Annotated in this window: 15 protein-coding genes and 1 pseudogene; 5 read left to right on the top strand and 11 right to left on the bottom strand. The window is 70.2% G+C overall.

Going from position 1 to position 15,416, the window contains the following annotated elements; translation table 11 throughout:
• Nucleotides 1–223: 223 nt before the first annotated feature.
• The 6 genes from ACP4J3_RS41455 to ACP4J3_RS41430 all read right to left on the bottom strand — a co-directional run bounded on the left by ACP4J3_RS41455 (nucleotide 224) and on the right by ACP4J3_RS41430 (nucleotide 6,580).
• Entirely contained in the window at nucleotides 224–1,831 is a 1,608-nt protein-coding gene (locus ACP4J3_RS41455; protein WP_426541940.1) for a DoxX family membrane protein, read from the bottom strand.
• Between the two features lie 134 nt (nucleotides 1,832–1,965).
• Nucleotides 1,966–2,907, bottom strand: a complete 942-nt coding sequence (rlmB, locus tag ACP4J3_RS41450; RefSeq protein WP_426541807.1) for a 23S rRNA (guanosine(2251)-2'-O)-methyltransferase RlmB — start codon at nucleotides 2,905–2,907, stop codon at nucleotides 1,966–1,968.
• A gap of 98 nt (nucleotides 2,908–3,005) precedes the next feature.
• A complete protein-coding gene (gene cysS, locus ACP4J3_RS41445; RefSeq protein ID WP_426541805.1) occupies nucleotides 3,006–4,403 on the bottom strand; it encodes a cysteine--tRNA ligase in 1,398 nt (465 codons plus the stop codon).
• 143 nt (nucleotides 4,404–4,546) lie between these two features.
• Nucleotides 4,547–5,044 carry a 2-C-methyl-D-erythritol 2,4-cyclodiphosphate synthase gene (ispF, locus tag ACP4J3_RS41440; protein ID WP_426541803.1) on the bottom strand — a complete coding sequence of 166 codons (498 nt, stop codon included), beginning with the start codon at nucleotides 5,042–5,044 and terminating at the stop codon, nucleotides 4,547–4,549.
• Nucleotides 5,034–5,810, bottom strand: a complete 777-nt coding sequence (ispD, locus tag ACP4J3_RS41435) for a 2-C-methyl-D-erythritol 4-phosphate cytidylyltransferase (protein WP_426541801.1) — start codon at nucleotides 5,808–5,810, stop codon at nucleotides 5,034–5,036. Before ispD ends, ispF begins: the two co-directional genes overlap by 11 nt.
• Before the next feature lie 287 nt (nucleotides 5,811–6,097).
• Nucleotides 6,098–6,580: a CarD family transcriptional regulator gene (locus ACP4J3_RS41430; RefSeq protein ID WP_003953493.1), complete on the bottom strand. Its 483-nt coding sequence runs from the start codon at nucleotides 6,578–6,580 to the stop codon at nucleotides 6,098–6,100.
• A 616-nt stretch (nucleotides 6,581–7,196) separates the two neighbouring features.
• Here ACP4J3_RS41430 and ACP4J3_RS41425 point away from each other — a divergent pair.
• A complete protein-coding gene (locus ACP4J3_RS41425) occupies nucleotides 7,197–7,871 on the top strand; it encodes a DUF461 domain-containing protein (RefSeq protein ID WP_426541799.1) in 675 nt (224 codons plus the stop codon).
• A gap of 95 nt (nucleotides 7,872–7,966) precedes the next feature.
• Here ACP4J3_RS41425 and ACP4J3_RS41420 read toward each other — a convergent pair.
• The 3 genes and pseudogenes from ACP4J3_RS41420 to ACP4J3_RS41410 all read right to left on the bottom strand — a co-directional run.
• A pseudogene (locus ACP4J3_RS41420) lies at nucleotides 7,967–8,047 on the bottom strand (DNA-binding response regulator); the annotation flags it as partial.
• Nucleotides 8,048–8,125: 78 nt separating this feature from the next.
• Nucleotides 8,126–8,806 carry a response regulator transcription factor gene (locus ACP4J3_RS41415; RefSeq protein ID WP_015659563.1) on the bottom strand — a complete coding sequence of 227 codons (681 nt, stop codon included), beginning with the start codon at nucleotides 8,804–8,806 and terminating at the stop codon, nucleotides 8,126–8,128.
• Nucleotides 8,803–10,089 (bottom strand): sensor histidine kinase, encoded by a 1,287-nt coding sequence (locus ACP4J3_RS41410; RefSeq protein ID WP_426541797.1) that lies wholly within the window; start codon nucleotides 10,087–10,089, stop codon nucleotides 8,803–8,805. Before ACP4J3_RS41410 ends, ACP4J3_RS41415 begins: the two co-directional genes overlap by 4 nt.
• 360 nt (nucleotides 10,090–10,449) lie before the next feature.
• Here ACP4J3_RS41410 and phoU point away from each other — a divergent pair, with 360 nt between their 5' ends.
• The 3 genes from phoU to ACP4J3_RS41395 all read left to right on the top strand — a co-directional run bounded on the left by phoU (nucleotide 10,450) and on the right by ACP4J3_RS41395 (nucleotide 12,675).
• Nucleotides 10,450–11,151 carry a phosphate signaling complex protein PhoU gene (gene phoU, locus ACP4J3_RS41405; protein WP_426541795.1) on the top strand — a complete coding sequence of 234 codons (702 nt, stop codon included), beginning with the start codon at nucleotides 10,450–10,452 and terminating at the stop codon, nucleotides 11,149–11,151.
• Nucleotides 11,152–11,636: 485 nt separating this feature from the next.
• Complete coding sequence (locus tag ACP4J3_RS41400) at nucleotides 11,637–12,488, top strand: MBL fold metallo-hydrolase (protein ID WP_426541793.1); 852 nt, start codon at nucleotides 11,637–11,639, stop codon at nucleotides 12,486–12,488.
• A gap of 34 nt (nucleotides 12,489–12,522) precedes the next feature.
• Complete coding sequence (locus ACP4J3_RS41395; protein WP_426541791.1) at nucleotides 12,523–12,675, top strand: hypothetical protein; 153 nt, start codon at nucleotides 12,523–12,525, stop codon at nucleotides 12,673–12,675.
• An 80-nt stretch (nucleotides 12,676–12,755) separates the two neighbouring features.
• Here ACP4J3_RS41395 and ACP4J3_RS41390 read toward each other — a convergent pair whose 3' ends face one another.
• On the bottom strand, nucleotides 12,756–13,517 hold the full coding sequence (locus ACP4J3_RS41390) for a phosphoglyceromutase (protein WP_426541789.1): 762 nt from the start codon (nucleotides 13,515–13,517) through the stop codon (nucleotides 12,756–12,758).
• A 182-nt stretch (nucleotides 13,518–13,699) separates the two neighbouring features.
• On the opposite strand from ACP4J3_RS41390, the gene ACP4J3_RS41385 reads away from it, so the two are divergent.
• On the top strand, nucleotides 13,700–14,959 hold the full coding sequence (locus tag ACP4J3_RS41385) for an MDR family MFS transporter (RefSeq protein WP_426541787.1): 1,260 nt from the start codon (nucleotides 13,700–13,702) through the stop codon (nucleotides 14,957–14,959).
• A gap of 16 nt (nucleotides 14,960–14,975) precedes the next feature.
• Here the strand turns inward: ACP4J3_RS41385 and ACP4J3_RS41380 are convergent, their stop codons facing one another.
• The gene (locus ACP4J3_RS41380; RefSeq protein WP_426541785.1) at nucleotides 14,976–15,404 is read right to left on the bottom strand and encodes a DUF2000 family protein; all 429 of its coding nucleotides are present in this window, start codon (nucleotides 15,402–15,404) and stop codon (nucleotides 14,976–14,978) included.
• Nucleotides 15,405–15,416: the final 12 nt, after the last annotated feature.

The raw sequence follows: 15,416 nt of genomic DNA, 5'->3' as shown, positions 1-15,416 counted from the left end.
GTGGGGGTGCGCGTAGCGCCAACGGTTGGTGGGTGGGTCGGGGCCGTGGCGGGGGGTCCGCTCCGCTTCAGCTGCGGGCATGCGTGCCGCCTGGGGCGGCACGGGTGGGCGCAGGCGGCACCCCGTCGCGCCGGGCCGTGCCCCCCGGCCCAGCCCCACGCCGCCCACGACGATGGGCCCCGGACGAGTTGAAGTCCGGGGCCCATCGTCGTGTTCGTGCGGGTCAGCCCAGCAGGCCGCCCACCAGGCCCGGTTCCTCGGGGGCGGAACCGCCGCCCGTGGAGCCGCCGCTCGATGTGGGGCCCCCGGTGGGGCCCGCGCTGGTGCTGGGGGCCTCGTCGGCGGGGGTGGACTGCTGGGGCGGGGCCTGGCCTTCCGTGCCCTGGGTCTGGCTCGGCGTGCCCGCGCCCGTCGTGCCCGTGTCGCTGGTGGCGCCCGGCGTCGTCGCGGCGCCGGATGGAGTCGCCGTTCCCGATGTGGCGCCCTGGGTGGGCGAGTTGGAGGCCGAGGGGGTCTTGTCGTGCCGGCGGTCCGACTCCTCTGGCAGGGGGGAGCCGGGGAGTTCGTTGCGCGGTGCCTCGCCCGGGCCCGGGACCACGACGCGGTCGGCGTCGCGGACGGCGCCGCCGAGGAGGGAGCCGATCAGGAGGGTGAGGCCGGCGACGATCGCCGTGATGAGGGCGCCGCGGCGCAGGACGTAGTTGCGGAGCTCCCAGATGTCGGAGCGCGGGCCGAGACGGCGCCAGGCCATGCCGGCGAGGCGGCCGTCGATGGAGTAGACGGGGGCGCCGGCGATGATCAGCGGGGACCAGGCGGCGAGATAGATGATGTCGGGGGCGTCGTAGACCGGGACGCTCTTCCAGCTCACGGTGAGCAGGAGCGCGGCGGACAGCAGCGCCCCGACGACGGCGGCCACTCGTTGCCAGCAGCCGAGGACCGTGAGGACGCCCACGATCACCTGGAAGAAGGCGATGACCAGGCCGGATCCGACGGGGTGTTCCAGGGCGAACTGGCGCAGGGGCTCGGCCACTTCCCAGGGGTGCAGGGTGTTGAGCCACTTCACCATGGAGCCGCGCTTGCCGCCGTCGAAGTAGACGGGGTCGCAGAGCTTGCCCATGCCCGCGTAGATCGAGATGAAGCCGAGGAAGACGCGGAGGGGGAGCAGGACCACGCCGAGGTTCATACGGCGGCCGGGGTAGTACGCGTGGCGGGCGGGGTCGTCGCCGCCGCCCGGGCGCCTGGGGGGCGTGTCGGTCTCGTCCGGGGCGTCGGCCTCGAAGTGCTCCGACGCGTACGCGAATTCCTCGTCGTACGCGCTCTCGACCCTGCGCATGTTGGGCAGCAGTCGGGTCTCCACGGACTCGTGGGTGCGTTGCGCGCCGACGATGGGGGTCTCGACCGTCTGGGCCATGTCGTCCTCGTAGCCGCCGCCGTAGCCGACGTCGACGCGTGGGATGACCTGGGTGCCCCCTGCCGCGGGGCCCGGTTCGTCGCCGTGGCGGACGCTGCCGTCGCGCACGGCCTGCAGCAGCCGGTGGGCGCCGGTGTCGTCGGGCGCGGACGTGCCGTTCCACACGGAGACCCGGCGGCGGGCGGCGGGGGGCGCGCCCATGGCGGGGATGCCGGCGGTGTCGTCGGTGGCGCTCAAGTGCCGTGCGACCTGCGGGGATTTGGTGCGCCTGGTCGACGCGCCCAGCAGCACGCGGAAGCTCGCGTGATTGACGATGATCTGCGCCGGATCGCTCGGCACCTTCACCATGCTCAGCGCGGGAGCGTCGTCGTATCCCGACGAGCGGTCCCCCGTGGGTGTGCGGGGTGTTCTGGTGTCCACACTCAACTAACCGAGTGACGTGTGGTTAGGACACTGCTTTGACCGGTCCGATCTGTCCGGACCCCGTCAAGGATGCGCAGGTCGCACCACTGTCACCAGAATTAACCCGCACGGGTGAGGCCACGGATGTCTGTTCAGACGCGCCGACGGGCCGCCTCATAGAGGACGATGCCCGCCGCCACACCGGCGTTCAGGGACTCCGCGCCGCCGGGCATCGGGATGCGTACCCGGAAGTCGCATGTCTCGCCGACCAGTCGGGACAGGCCCTTGCCCTCGCTGCCGACCACGATGACCACCGGACCCTCAAGGGCCTCCAGGTCGCCGAGTTCCACCTCACCGTCGGCGGCGAGGCCCACGACCACGACGCCCGCCTTCTTGTACGACTCCAGGGCGCGGGTCAGGTTCGTGGCGCGGGCGACCGGGGTGCGGGCCGCCGTGCCCGCCGACGTCTTCCAGGCGCCGGCCGTCATGCCCGCCGCGCGGCGCTCGGGTACGACGACCCCGTGGCCGCCGAACGCCGAGACCGAGCGGACGACGGCACCGAGGTTGCGCGGGTCCGTCACTCCGTCGAGGGCGACGATGAGCGGGTCCTCGCCCGCGTCGGCGGCGGCGTCGGCCAGGTCCTCGGGGTGGGCGTACTCGTACGGCGGGACCTGCAGGACCAGGCCCTGGTGGTTGAGGCCGTTGGTCATGCGGTCCAGCTCGGGGCGCGGGGCCTCCATGAGGTTGATGCCGCCGCGGTCGGCGGCGAGCTGGAGTGCCTCGCGGACGCGCTCGTCGTTGTCGATGAACTGCTGGACGTAGAGGGTGGAGGCGGGGACGCCCTCGCGCAGCGCCTCGACCACCGGGTTGCGGCCGACGACCAGCTCGGACGTGCTCTTGCCGCCGCGCCTGGCCTGCGGACGGCCGCCCTGCGCGCGCCGCGCCTTCGCCTGTGCCGCGCGCTGCTTGGCGTGGCCCTTGCGCATCTCGGCCGGAGGCGTCGGCCCCTTGCCTTCCAGGCCCCGGCGCCGCTGGCCGCCGCTGCCGACCTGCGCGCCCTTCTTGCCGGACATGCGGCGGTTGTTCGCGGCCATGACCTACCTGTCTGTCGTGAGAGTTTCGTACGTACGTCTATGCAGTGTGCCGCCCGGGGGGCCGGGCGGCACAATCGATCTTCCGGGACCCGGACTCGTCAGCGCGGGCCGAGGCTCCAGCGTGGGCCCTGTGGGCTGTCCTCGATGACGAGCCCGGACTGGTTGAGCTGGTCGCGGATGGCGTCCGCGGTCGCCCAGTCCTTGCGGGAGCGGGCCGCCTCGCGCTGGTCGAGGACCATGCGGACCAGGGTGTCGACCACACCGTGGAGGTCTTCGCCGCGGTCGGTCTCACCGGCCCAGTGCGCATCGAGGGGGTCGAGACCGAGGACGCCGAGCATGGCGCGCACCTCGGCGAGGCGGGCCACCGCGGCTTCCTTGTCGTCTGCGGCGAGGGCGGAGTTGCCCTGGCGGACCGTGGTGTGCACCACGGCCAGCGCCTGCGGGACGCCCAGGTCGTCGTCCATCGCCTCGGCGAAGGCGATCGGCACCTCGGGGGACGGCTCGACGACGCCCGCCTTCTCCACCACGCGCTGCACGAAGCCCTCGATCCGCGCGAAGGCGGACTCGGCCTCGCGCAGGGCCTCCTCGCTGTACTCGATGGTCGAGCGGTAGTGCGGGGTGCCCAGGTAGTAGCGCAGCACGATCGGGCGCCACTGCTTGACCATCTCGGAGACGAGCACGCTGTTGCCGAGCGACTTCGACATCTTCTCGCCGCTCATGGTGACCCAGGCGTTGTGCACCCAGTACTGGGCGAAGTCGTCGCCGTACGCCTTGGCCTGGGCGATCTCGTTCTCGTGGTGCGGGAAGATCAGGTCCAGGCCGCCGCCGTGGATGTCGAACGCGGAGCCCAGGTACTTGTGCGCCATCGCCGAGCACTCCAGGTGCCAGCCGGGGCGCCCGCGTCCCCACGGCGTCTCCCAGTCGGGCTCGCCGGGCTTGGCGGCCTTCCACATCGCGAAGTCGCGCGGGTCCCGCTTGCCGGTGATGCCCTCCTCGGCGGGCTGCCGCATCTCGTCGAGGTCCTGCCTCGACAGCTCCAGGTAGGAGGGCCAGGAGCGGACGTCGAAGTAGACGCTGCCGTCCGCCTCGTAGGCGTGTCCGCGCTCGATGAGGCCGCGCATCATCTCGACCATCTCGGTGACATGGCCGGTGGCGCGGGGCTCGTACGTGGGCGCCAGGCAGCCGAGGGCGGTGTAGCCGTCGGTGAAGGCGCGCTCGTTGTCGTAGCCGATGGACCACCAGGGGCGGTTCTGGTCGGCGGACTTGGCGATGATCTTGTCGTCGATGTCCGTGACGTTCCTGATGAACGTCACGTCATAGCCGCGGTGGGTGAACCAGCGGCGCATGATGTCGAAGTTCAGGCCCGAGCGGATGTGCCCGATGTGCGGGGCCGCCTGCACGGTGGCGCCGCAGAGGTAGATCGAGACACAGCCCGGCTGGAGCGGGGTGAAGTCACGGATCTGCCGGGCGCTGGTGTCGTACAGGCGAATAGTCACGGCACCAGGGTAGTCGGCCGCGGTGGGTGCCGGTGCCTTCCGGCGGTTTGGCCGTTGTCGGCTGCGGGTCGGTGGGGGCTGGTCGCGCCCACGCGGCGGAGCCGCACATCGATACAGCCCCGCGCCCCTTGAGGTTGGGCCGCTCACCCTTCTCGCACGACCAACGCCGTCGCCACCGCCATCAAGCCCTCGCCCCTGCCCGGGAACCCCAACCCGTCCGTCGTCGCTCCCGACACCGACACCGGGGCTCCCGCCGCCTCCGACAGGAGCTTCTGGGCCTCGTCCCGTCGCTTGCCGATCTTCGGGCGCGGGCCCACGACCTGTACGGCGATGTTGCCGATGCGAAAGCCCGCCTCGCGGACGATGCGCGCCGCCTCGGTGAGCAGTACGACCCCGGACGCGCCGGACCACTCCGGGCGCCCCGTGCCGAAGTGCTGCCCCAGGTCGCCGAGGCCCGCTGCGGAGAAGAGGGCGTTGCAGGCGGCGTGGGCGACCACGTCCGCGTCGGAGTGGCCGGCCAGACCCGGGCCCTCGCCCTCCCACTTCAGGCCCGCGCACCACAACTCGCGGCCCTCCTCGAAGGCGTGGATGTCGGTGCCGATGCCGACCTGGGGAAGGAGCGGTTCCGTCTCAGAAGCCATCGTTCAGCCTCCGTCGGGCCAGGACCGCCTCCGCGAGGACCAGGTCCAGTGGGCGGGTGACCTTGAAGGCCTCCTCGTGGCCGGGGACCACCACCACGGTCAGGCCGAGCTGCTCGACCATGCTCGCGTCGTCGGTGACGTCGTGCGTCACCGTCTCGTGCGCGTGGACCAGCGTGGCGCGGTCGAAGCCCTGCGGGGTCTGTACGGCGCGCAGGCGGGCGCGCTGCGGGGTGGCCACCACCGGCTCCGGGTCCCCGGGGGTCTGCGCGGGCTCGACCTCCTTGACCGTGTCGGCGAGGGGCAGCGCGGGCACCACGGCGTGCGCTCCCTCCCGTACGGCCTCGATCACCGCGTCCACGGTGTCGACCGGCACCAGCGGGCGGGCCGCGTCGTGCACCAGGACGATGTCGTGGTCCGGGGGCAGCGCGTCCAGGCCGAGCTTGACGGACTCCTGGCGGGACTCGCCGCCGGGGACCACCAGGAAGTCGGTGCGATCGGGCAGCGCGTGGGCGTCGAGCAGCGACTTGACCTCGGGGGCGCCGTCGGGTGGGGCCACCACGACCACCAGGGAGACGGCGCGGGAGGCGGCCATCGCGCGGACGGCGTGGACCAGCATGGGCGTGCCGTTCAGCGCGCGAAGTGCCTTGGGGGCGCCCGGGCCGAGGCGTACGCCCTTTCCTGCGGCCGGGATCACCACGGCCGTACGGGTGCCGGCGGGGGTCCCGGTACGGACTTCCGTGGGCGAAGGACGCGAATCGTCAGACATCGGTTCCTGTCAGGTTTGTGTGCTCGGCCTAGGTGGGTATGGCCTCAGCGTGCCGGGTGGGACGTCTTTGACCGAACCCTTCCGTGACAACGGTCGAGCCAGCTGCCCGGACCCGGCACATCAAAGTATCGGGGACACCCCGAGGCAGGACGTACGGCGTCTGTGCGCGAACATGCCGCAGCGCCCGGCGACAGTAATGACGTCATCGGGCACCGCGGCACTTCTTTGGGAACAACACAGCGCTCTGTGCTGAATGAGGTGTGCTGAACTGAGGCGGACGGACCGCGTCAGGACGCGAGAACCTCGTCGAGCAGGGCCTCGGCCTTGTCCTCGTTGGTGTTCTCCGCGAGGGCGAGCTCGCTCACCAGAATCTGGCGGGCCTTGGCGAGCATGCGCTTCTCACCGGCGGAGAGTCCACGCTCGCGCTCACGACGCCACAGGTCACGCACGACTTCCGCGACCTTGATGACATCGCCGGAGGCGAGCTTCTCCAGATTTGCCTTGTAACGACGAGACCAGTTCGTGGGCTCCTCGGCGTACGGCGCGCGCAGCACCTCGAAGACCCGGTCCAGCCCGTCCTGACCGACCACATCACGCACGCCGACGAACTCCGCATTGTCCGCTGGCACACGCACCGTCAGGTCACCCTGGGCGACCTTCAGCACCAAGTAGGTCTTGTCCACGCCTTTGATCTGGCGAGTTTCGATGGCCTCGATCAGCGCGGCCCCGTGATGGGGATAGACCACGGTGTCGCCAACCTTGAACGTCATGTGACAGGTACCCCTTCCGTGGCTATCCAGGGTAACACGGAAACTGCGGGTTCTGAATGGCGTTTTCGCAGGTCAGGGCATATCTCGGGGCTTGACAACTCCAGCCGGAACGTGCTGCGCGGGCCGACCGGAAGAAGGTATTCGCAGGTGAGAGCGGCTCTGCGGGTGGGGGGAAACGCGCACGTTACACACATCCGACGGCGCCTCCGAGTGACCGAACATACACATATGTCCGGTTCCAAGTGTGCGACTTCCGCTACTCCGTTCGGCGTGCCGGGACGGGTACCGGACGAATCCCGGAATTGATCACGACCAGGTCGGCGGCATGGTCGGGTGATCAATTCCGGAGGTTCGCGCATTCCTTCACGGAAATTTTGCGCGGGTGCTTGCGGCGGACTTATGTGAATGACGGACGAGCGGTCGGGCAATGCGCCTCCCGGGCCGCTTGTGAGTGGAGAGACGGGTGCTGGAAGGGTCCCTTCGACGGCACTTCGCCCACCGAGGGGAGGGTCGGGTGCGGCGGCGCGGGAACGGCTCGGTAACCTAAGGCCGCTGACAGACACTTAGGGCGGCTTTATGCAGCCCGCCCCGTTCGAATCAAGGAGTTGCCGCCGCCGTGAGCAGCAGCCTTCGACGCGGCGCCCTGGCCGCCGCCGCCCTCGCGTTCTCGATCACCTCGCTCGCCGCGTGCGCCGCCGGTAACGACAGCCAGACACTGGAGATCAAGCCGGACAACGCCGCCACCAGCGTCGGCGACATCAAGATCCAGAACGCCGTCGTCATCACCCAGCCCGACCTGGAGTCGACCGGCCCCGCCGCGATCTCCGCGACCCTGTTCAACTCCGGCCGCACCGCCCAGACGCTGGACGCGATCGAGGTGGAGGGCGTCGACAAGGCCGCCGAGCTCAAGCCCGCCAAGGGCGGCAGCCTGACCATCCCGGCCGGCGGTTCGCTGATCATCGGTGGCAAGGGCAACGCCGCCGCCGTGCTGCCCAGCAGCCGCGAGGCGGTCCAGGACGGCAACGCCCAGAAGGTCACCTTCACCTTCAGCAAGACCGGTGATGTGAGCCTGCGCGCCTTCGTCGTCCCGGCCGAGCACTACTTCGAGAGCTGGGGCCCGAGCGAGGTCCCGGCGACGCCGGGTGCCACGGCCTCCCCGAGCGGCTCGCCCACCGGCAGCCCGGCCGAGGGCGGCGAGACGCCGGGCGCCGGGGCCGGTACCGGCGAGGGTGCGGGCGCGGGCGAGGCGACCCCGTCCGACAGCGCCTCGCAGTCGGCGGCCGGCCACTGAGCGGTCGTACCGCAGCATCACAGCCGTAGCCGAAGGGCGGGACCCCCGGAATGGGAGTCCCGCCCTTCGACATGGCGACCGTGTTGTGCGTCGGCCTACGGCTCGAACCTGTACCCGAGACCACGCACCGTCACCAGATACCGCGGTGCGCCCGGGTCCGGCTCGAGCACCACTCTTGACGCACCCCTCGCACCGCTACGCGGGCTTCGGAGCGCTGCGCCGGACTCCGTCCGACGGCTCCAGCCGACCGCGGCCTACGGCTCGAACTTGTACCCGAGACCACGCACCGTCACCAGGTACCGAGGTGCGCCCGGGTCCGGCTCGATCTTGGCGCGCAGGCGCTTGACGTGGACGTCGAGGGTCTTGGTGTCACCGACGTAGTCGGCGCCCCAGACGCGGTCGATGAGCTGCATGCGGGTCAGGACGCGGCCGGCGTTGCGCAGCAGCATCTCCAGCAGGTCGAACTCCTTGAGGGGGAGGTCGACCTTGGAGCCGGAGACCGTCACCACGTGGCGGTCGACGTCCATGCGGACCGGGCCCGCCTCCAGGGCGGCCGGGGTCACCTCCTCCGGCTCGCCGCGGCGGCGCAGGACGGCCCGGATACGGGCGACCAGCTCGCGCGAGGAGAACGGCTTGGTGACATAGTCATCGGCTCCTATTTCCAGGCCGACCACCTTGTCGATCTCGCTGTCCTTGGCGGTGACCATGATCACCGGGACGTTGGAGCGGCCGCGCAGTTGACGGCAGACCTCGGTGCCCGGCAGGCCGGGCAGCATCAGGTCCAGGAGGACGAGGTCGGCGCCGTTGCGCTCGAACTCGTCGAGTCCGTCGGGCCCGGTGGTCGCGACGGCGACCTCGAAGCCCTCCTTGCGGAGCATGTACGACAGGGCGTCGGAGAAGGACTCCTCGTCCTCGACGACGAGCACTCGGGTCACGGAAGGACCTCCGGGGCGGAAAGCGTTTCGTACGCGGTTGAGTCGGGGGAATTGGAGGAATCGGGAGGATCGGATGGTGCGGGCCGCCCGGCCTCTTCGTCGAGATCGGGGTGCTGCTGAGCACGGTCGCGGGCCGCGCCCGCCTCCGGCAGCCGCAGGGTGAACGTGGAGCCCTGTCCCTCGGAGCTCCACACCGTGACCTCCCCGCCGTGCGAGGCGGCCACGTGCTTGACGATCGCGAGACCGAGCCCGGTGCCACCGGTGGCACGGGAGCGGGCCGGGTCGACGCGGTAGAAGCGCTCGAAGATGCGCTCCTTGTCCTTGTCCGAGATGCCGATGCCCTGATCGGTCACGGCGATCTCTATGAGGTCTCCGCCCGGGGCCGTGATCCGGCGGGCGGCGATGCCGACGCGGGTGCGGGCGGGCGAGTAGTTGACGGCGTTCTCGACGAGATTGCCGAGCGCCGCGGCGAGCTGGCCGCGGTTGCCCCAGATGCTGAGGTCGTCGGTGCCTCCGGTGGCCATGGTGATCTGCTTCGTCCCGGCGGCATGCCGGCAGCGGTCGATTGCCTCGGCGACCAGCTCGTCGACGCGGACCGGCTCGGCGTCCTCCAGCGGGTCGTCGTTCTGCACCCGGGACAGGTCGATGAGCTCCTGCACCAGGCTGGTGAGCCGGGTCGCCTCGATCTGCATACGGCCCGCGAAGCGCTCCACGGCCTCGGGGTCGTCGGAGGCGTCCATGACGGCCTCGGAGAGCAGGGAGAGCGCGCCGACCGGGGTCTTCAGCTCATGGCTGACGTTCGCGACGAAGTCCCGTCGCACCGCCTCTATGCGCCGGGCCTCGGTGAGGTCCTCGACGAGGAGGAGGACGAGGCGGGAGCCGAGGGGTGCGACGCGCGCGGAGACGGCCAGGGCCTCCCCGCGCCCGGTCCCCCGCCGCGGCAGATCCAGCTCGACCTGCCGTATCTCACCGTCCCGCCTGGTGTCCCGGGCCATCTGCAGCATGGGCTCGACGGAGAGCTTGCCGCCGCGCACCAGGCCGAGGGCGTACGCCGCGGAGCTGGCCTTGACGACGGCGTCCCCCTCGTCGAGGACGACCGCGGAGGAGCGCAGCACCGACAGCACCGTGTCCACACCGGGCGGCAGGACCGGGTCGGTGTGCAGCGAGGTCCGGGTGGGCCGCCCGAGGTCGCGTTCGCTCCAGCGGAACGCCAGCATGGCGATCACGCCGGTGAGAACCCCGGCGATCGCTGCCGCTGCGGCGACCGCCGCGTTCACGTCCATGCATCCAGGTTAGGCATGTCGCGGGCGGTGCCCACAGCCGTCGGAGTACCGGCTCGAACACTCGTCGCCCAGAGTTCACCTTGGAGCCAGTATTGGTTCATTTGGGGTGGCGGAAACGGACGCGTAGAGGCCGGATGGTAGGCGCGTGGGGTTCGCACAGGCGGTTTAGCGTGGAGATCGCACGGGCGGTTTCACGACAGTCCGACAGTCCGACTGTTGTTTTCGAGACGGTCTTACTGTCGGAGGTGATGACGGTAAGACTGCCGGAAGACCTGCCGGAAGACTTCCGGTCGGGCGACGGTCTCCTGGCCTGCTCCTGGCCTGGCGGAACCCCGAGGCACACGTAAGAGAGGGACCCTGATGCGGGACGCGTACCACGAGGAACTGGACTCGATCGGCGACAGTCTGGTCGAGATGGCCCGGCTGGTCGGGTCGGCGATCGGGCGCGCCACGACGGCGATCCTCGATTCCGACCTGAAGCTGGCCGAGAGCGTGATCGAGGGCGACCAGAAGGTCGACGATCTCCAGCACGACCTGGAGGCCCGGGCGATAGCCCTGCTGGCGCGCCAGCAGCCGGTGGCGACGGACCTGCGGATAGTCGTCACCTCGCTCCGTATGTCGGCGGACCTGGAGCGCTCCGGCGACCTGGCCCAGCACGTGGCGAAGCTCACGCGGCTGCGCTACCCCTCGCGCGCGGTGCCGCAGGACCTGCACGCCACGATCCTGGAGATGGGTCAGCTCGCGCAGCGCCTGATGGCGAAGGCCGCCGAGGTGATCATCACCAAGGACGTCGACCTCGCGCTGCAGCTCGAGCAGGACGACGACGCGATGGACCTCCTGCACCGCACGCTGTTCCAGCACCTGATGGACGAGCGCTGGAAGCACGGCATCGAGACGGCGGTCGACGTGACGCTGCTCGGCCGTTACTACGAGCGGTACGCCGACCATGCGGTGGCGGTGGCGAAGCGTGTCGTCTACCTGGTGACGGGTGAGCACGCGGACGAGCTGCAGCCCGACATCCAGCCGGAGATCCAGCCGGTCTCGGGGGTGGAGGGGGCGTAGGTCTCTGCGGGGCGGGGTGCCGTGGGCGCCGGTTTCCTTCGGGGGCGTGCGCAAGCCTCTGTGCGCCGTTGATGCGCCCAGCAGGGCGGGCATGCAATGGGCACAGGCACCAGCCTCGAGGAGGGACCATGGCCGAATCCCCCAGCACGCCCGGCACGACGACACCCGACCCCACCCAGGAACGCCCGACCGAACAGCCCGCCGACATCAGGAGCCTCCCGCTCTTCGGCGCCTGCGGCTGCGGCTCGGGCTGCGGGTGCGGGTGCCAGTCCGGGGCCCCTTGCCAGTGCGGGTGAGGGTGTAGGACGGACGCGGAAGGTACTGCGGCGGCGTACGACGCCGTAGGTCTCGTACGACGGTGAGGGCCTCGGCGCGGATGACGTGCCGGGGTCCTTTGCCGTGCCCTGCGTTTGACGCAGGCGTGGCATGGGACTGGACTGGATTGATAGGCGCTGCGGCCGAACTGCATTCCAGGGAGAGCAGCGATGACTACTACGGAAACCTTCAATCTCCTGGAGCCGTACAGGATCGCCGAAGAGACATTTGTTATCCCGTGGGCTTTGGAGGCTCCGCCGGTCGGCCACTTCCCGATGAATTCGATGGTGATCCGGGGAGCCGAACCGGTGCTTGTGGACACCGGGGCGCCGGCGGTGCGATCCCAGTGGCTGGAGGCTGCATGGTCGGTGGTGGATCCGTTGGACGTCCGATGGATCTTCCTCACCCACGACGATCGTGATCACGCCGGCAATCTTCTGGCTGCCCTCGCCGAATGCCCGAACGCGACACTGCTGACGACCTGGTTTTCGATCGGGCGCATGGCCGAGGAGTGGGAGACACCGGTCAACCGGTGCCGTTTCATGATCGACGGCGATACGGTGGATGTCGGCGACCGCACTCTGGTGGCCAAACGGCCACCGCTGTACGACAACCCGACAACCCGCGCCCTCTTCGATACGAAGACCAACGTCCTGTGGGCGGTGGATACCTTCGCGACGAACGTGCCCACTCCCCTGCCCGAAATCGCCGGCCTGTCTGCGGATGAATTTCGCGACGGGCAATTCTTCGGCGGGCGGCTGGTTTCGCCCTGGGTGGCGTTGCTGGACGGCCAGAAGTTCCGGGCGGTGGTGGACGGCTTCCAGCGGCTGGACGCCGAGGTCGTCGCCGGCTGCCACACCCCGGTGCTCCGCCGGCCACGAATCGCGGAGGCATTCGAACTTCTCCGCCAGTTGCCTGAGATTCCAGCCTGGCCAGAGTTCACACAAGCCGACCTCGACCAGTGGATGGCGTTGGCCGAGACCTCGGTCCCGCCCGAACAGCCACGGCCATCGGCCACGTGACGAACGTTCTGGGATCGTCCTTCCCTAGCACGGGGTGGCCGCTGTCAAGGAGCGCCATCGCCTGGGTCGGTCCAGCGGCCGGTGGCGTCAGGAGTTCCGCGAACTGCGGTACATGGTCGGCTCGCTGCTGATGAGCTGCACCTTTTCGACGCCGATACGGGCCGCCTCGCTGATGGCCTTCTTCTAGTCATCAGCGGTCACGCCCGGAAACGGCATCAGGCCCCCCATCCGCGAGAAAATCGCAGGCAGGGGGCCCGTCAACTCGGCCTACTTCTTCTTGCCCTGATTCTTGACCGCCTCAATGGCCGCCGCAGCCGCCTCCGGGTCCAGGTACTTGCCCCCCGGCGTCACCGGCTTGAAGTCGGCGTCGAGTTCGTAGTACAGGGGGATGCCCGTGGGGATGTTCAGGCCGGCGATGTCGGCGTCGGAGATGCCGTCCAGGTGCTTGACCAGGGCGCGCAGCGAGTTGCCGTGGGCGGCGATCAGGACCGTGCGGCCGGCCAGGAGGTCGGGGACGATGCCGTCGTACCAGTACGGGAGCATGCGGACGACGACGTCCTTGAGGCACTCCGTGCGCGGACGCAGCTCCGGCGGGATCGTCGCGTAGCGGGGGTCGTCCGACTGGGAGAACTCCGTGCCGTCCTCCAGCGGGGGCGGCGGGGTGTCGTACGAGCGGCGCCACAGCATGAACTGCTCCTCGCCGAACTCGGCGAGGGTCTGCGCCTTGTCCTTGCCCTGGAGGGCGCCGTAGTGGCGCTCGTTCAGGCGCCACGAGCGGTGCACGGGGATCCAGTGGCGGTCGGCGGCCTCCAGGGCCAGCTGCGCCGTGCGGATGGCGCGCTTCTGGAGGGACGTGTGGACCACATCGGGCAGGAGGTCGGCGTCCTTCAGGAGCTCGCCACCGCGGACCGCCTCCTTCTCGCCCTTCTCGTTGAGATTGACGTCCACCCAGCCGGTGAACAGGTTCTTCGCGTTCCACTCGCTCTCGCCGTGGCGGAGGAGGATCAGCTTGTACGGTGCGTCGGCCATGCGTCCGAGCGTAATCGAAGGCTTTGGCCGGGTGGGGCCCCGCCCGAAGGGCGGACGGTTGACGGGATCTGTTAATTGGGTGGCCGACGCGGAGTGGATCTACGTAAGTTGTGAGCAGTACCTGAGCCACTTACATCCGGTCGCTTGCCGCCACCGGCCGCTCGCATCCATGGGGGATCCCGATGTCACTCGCCAGCCTGAGACGCGCCGCCCGCGAAAGCGTCTCCGGGCTGCCCCGCGACTTCTGGTGGCTGTGGACCAGCACGCTCGTCAACCGGCTCGGCGCCTTCGTCGCCACCTTCATGGCCCTGTACCTCACCCTCGACCGCGGGTACTCCGCCTCCTACGCCGGTCTCGTCGTCGCGTTGCACGGGCTGGGCGGGGTCGTCTCGTCCATCGGCGGCGGTGTCATGACCGACCGGCTCGGGCGGCGGCCCACGCTGCTGATCGCCCAGTCCTCCACCGCCGTGTCCGTGGCCGCGCTCGGCTTCGTGCAGCACCCCGTCGCCATCGCCGGCGTCGCCTTCCTCGTCGGCGCCGCCTCCAACGCCTCCCGGCCCGCCGTGCAGGCGATGATGGCCGACATCGTGCGGCCCGAGGACCGGGTGCGCGCCTTCTCGCTCAACTACTGGGCCATCAACCTCGGGTTCGCCCTCTCCTCCATGGCCGCCGGGTTCATCGCCGAGGTCAGCTATCGCGCCGGGTTCCTGCTCGAGGCCGGCATGACGGCCATCTGCGCGGTCGTGGTGTTCGTGAAGCTGCCGGAGTCGCGGCCCACCGTCCAAAGCACCCAGGCGGCCGAGGGCGAGGTCGGGCTCGGGACCGTGCTGCGCGACGGGCGCTTCATGGGCGTCGTCGGGCTGTCCTTCCTGGTCGCCCTCATCTTCCAGCAGGGCTCCGTCGGGCTGCCGATCGCCATGGGGGACGCCGGGTTCTCGCCCGCCGACTACGGCCTGGCCATCGCCCTCAACGGCGTCCTGATCGTCGCGCTCCAGATCCCGGTCACCCGGCTCATCGAACGCCGGGACACGGCCCGCATCCTCGTCGTGTCGTCGCTGCTCGCCGGGTACGGCTTCGGCCTCACCGCGTTCGCCGGGTCGGTCGGCGTCTTCGCGCTGACGGTGTGCGTGTGGACCCTCGGCGAGATGCTGAACGCGCCCACTCAGACCGGGCTCGTCGTCCGTCTCTCCCCCGCCCACGGGCGCGGGCGCTACCAGGGCATGTACACCCTGTCCTGGTCGGTGGCCGCCCTGGTCGCACCCCTGATGTCCGGCTTCGTCATCGACCACTACGGCGCCGAGTGGCTGTGGGGGCTGTGCGCGGTCGTCGGGACGGTGGCGGCGATCGGATACGGCGTCCTGATGCGCCGCCTGCCCGCGGCGGAGCCGGAGACCGCCGACGGCACACCGGCCGCCGCCAAGTCCGAGGTCAGCCCCGCCTGACCGGCCGCGCCGCCGCTCACGGGTGCATCCGCGCCCCCTTCACCACCTTGTCCACCGCGTTCCTCGGCCCGTACACCGCCAGCCCCACCAGGTCCAGCTCACCCGTCGGCACCGCCCGCACCGCCGCCCGGTTGTCGCGGTCGTTGCCGGTGCCGAACAGGTCGGAGGTGAACACGGCCCGGGGCAGCGCGCGGGACAGCACGCGCGCGTGTGCCGTCGTCAGCGTCTCCTTGGAGCCCTCGAAGACCAGCACCGGCTGCCGGAACATCGGCAGGTAGCCCATCCCGTCCGCGTCCTCGTACGGCTCCCCGATCACCTCGGGGAGCTTTGTACCCAGGCCGCTGACCAGGAACGCGGTCACGTTCAGGCGCTGCCAGGGCTCCAGGTCCTCGCGCAGGATCACGGCGATCTTCGTGTCGAAGCGGATCGGTTCGATGTCGTTCATGGAACGAGGCTG

This window comes from Streptomyces sp. UG1 (assembly GCF_049974585.1).
Classification (GTDB): domain Bacteria; phylum Actinomycetota; class Actinomycetes; order Streptomycetales; family Streptomycetaceae; genus Streptomyces.
Note: the sequence above shows the minus strand (reverse complement) of the source record. Positions and strands in the feature narration are given on the sequence as shown.

What these genes read in the sequence shown, in the direction of transcription:
- rlmB (WP_426541807.1), bottom strand. Translation starts at nt 2,907, where the DNA reads ATGGCCGCGAACAACCGCCGCATGTCCGGCAAGAAGGGCGCGCAGGTC.
- ispF (WP_426541803.1), bottom strand. Translation starts at nt 5,044, where the DNA reads ATGGCTTCTGAGACGGAACCGCTCCTTCCCCAGGTCGGCATCGGCACC.
- ispD (WP_426541801.1), bottom strand. Translation starts at nt 5,810, where the DNA reads ATGTCTGACGATTCGCGTCCTTCGCCCACGGAAGTCCGTACCGGGACC.
- ACP4J3_RS41430 (WP_003953493.1), bottom strand. Translation starts at nt 6,580, where the DNA reads ATGACGTTCAAGGTTGGCGACACCGTGGTCTATCCCCATCACGGGGCC.
- ACP4J3_RS41410 (WP_426541797.1), bottom strand. Translation starts at nt 10,089, where the DNA reads ATGGACGTGAACGCGGCGGTCGCCGCAGCGGCAGCGATCGCCGGGGTT.
- phoU (WP_426541795.1), top strand. Translation starts at nt 10,450, where the DNA reads ATGCGGGACGCGTACCACGAGGAACTGGACTCGATCGGCGACAGTCTG.
- ACP4J3_RS41400 (WP_426541793.1), top strand. Translation starts at nt 11,637, where the DNA reads ATGACTACTACGGAAACCTTCAATCTCCTGGAGCCGTACAGGATCGCC.
- ACP4J3_RS41390 (WP_426541789.1), bottom strand. Translation starts at nt 13,517, where the DNA reads ATGGCCGACGCACCGTACAAGCTGATCCTCCTCCGCCACGGCGAGAGC.
- ACP4J3_RS41385 (WP_426541787.1), top strand. Translation starts at nt 13,700, where the DNA reads ATGTCACTCGCCAGCCTGAGACGCGCCGCCCGCGAAAGCGTCTCCGGG.
- ACP4J3_RS41380 (WP_426541785.1), bottom strand. Translation starts at nt 15,404, where the DNA reads ATGAACGACATCGAACCGATCCGCTTCGACACGAAGATCGCCGTGATC.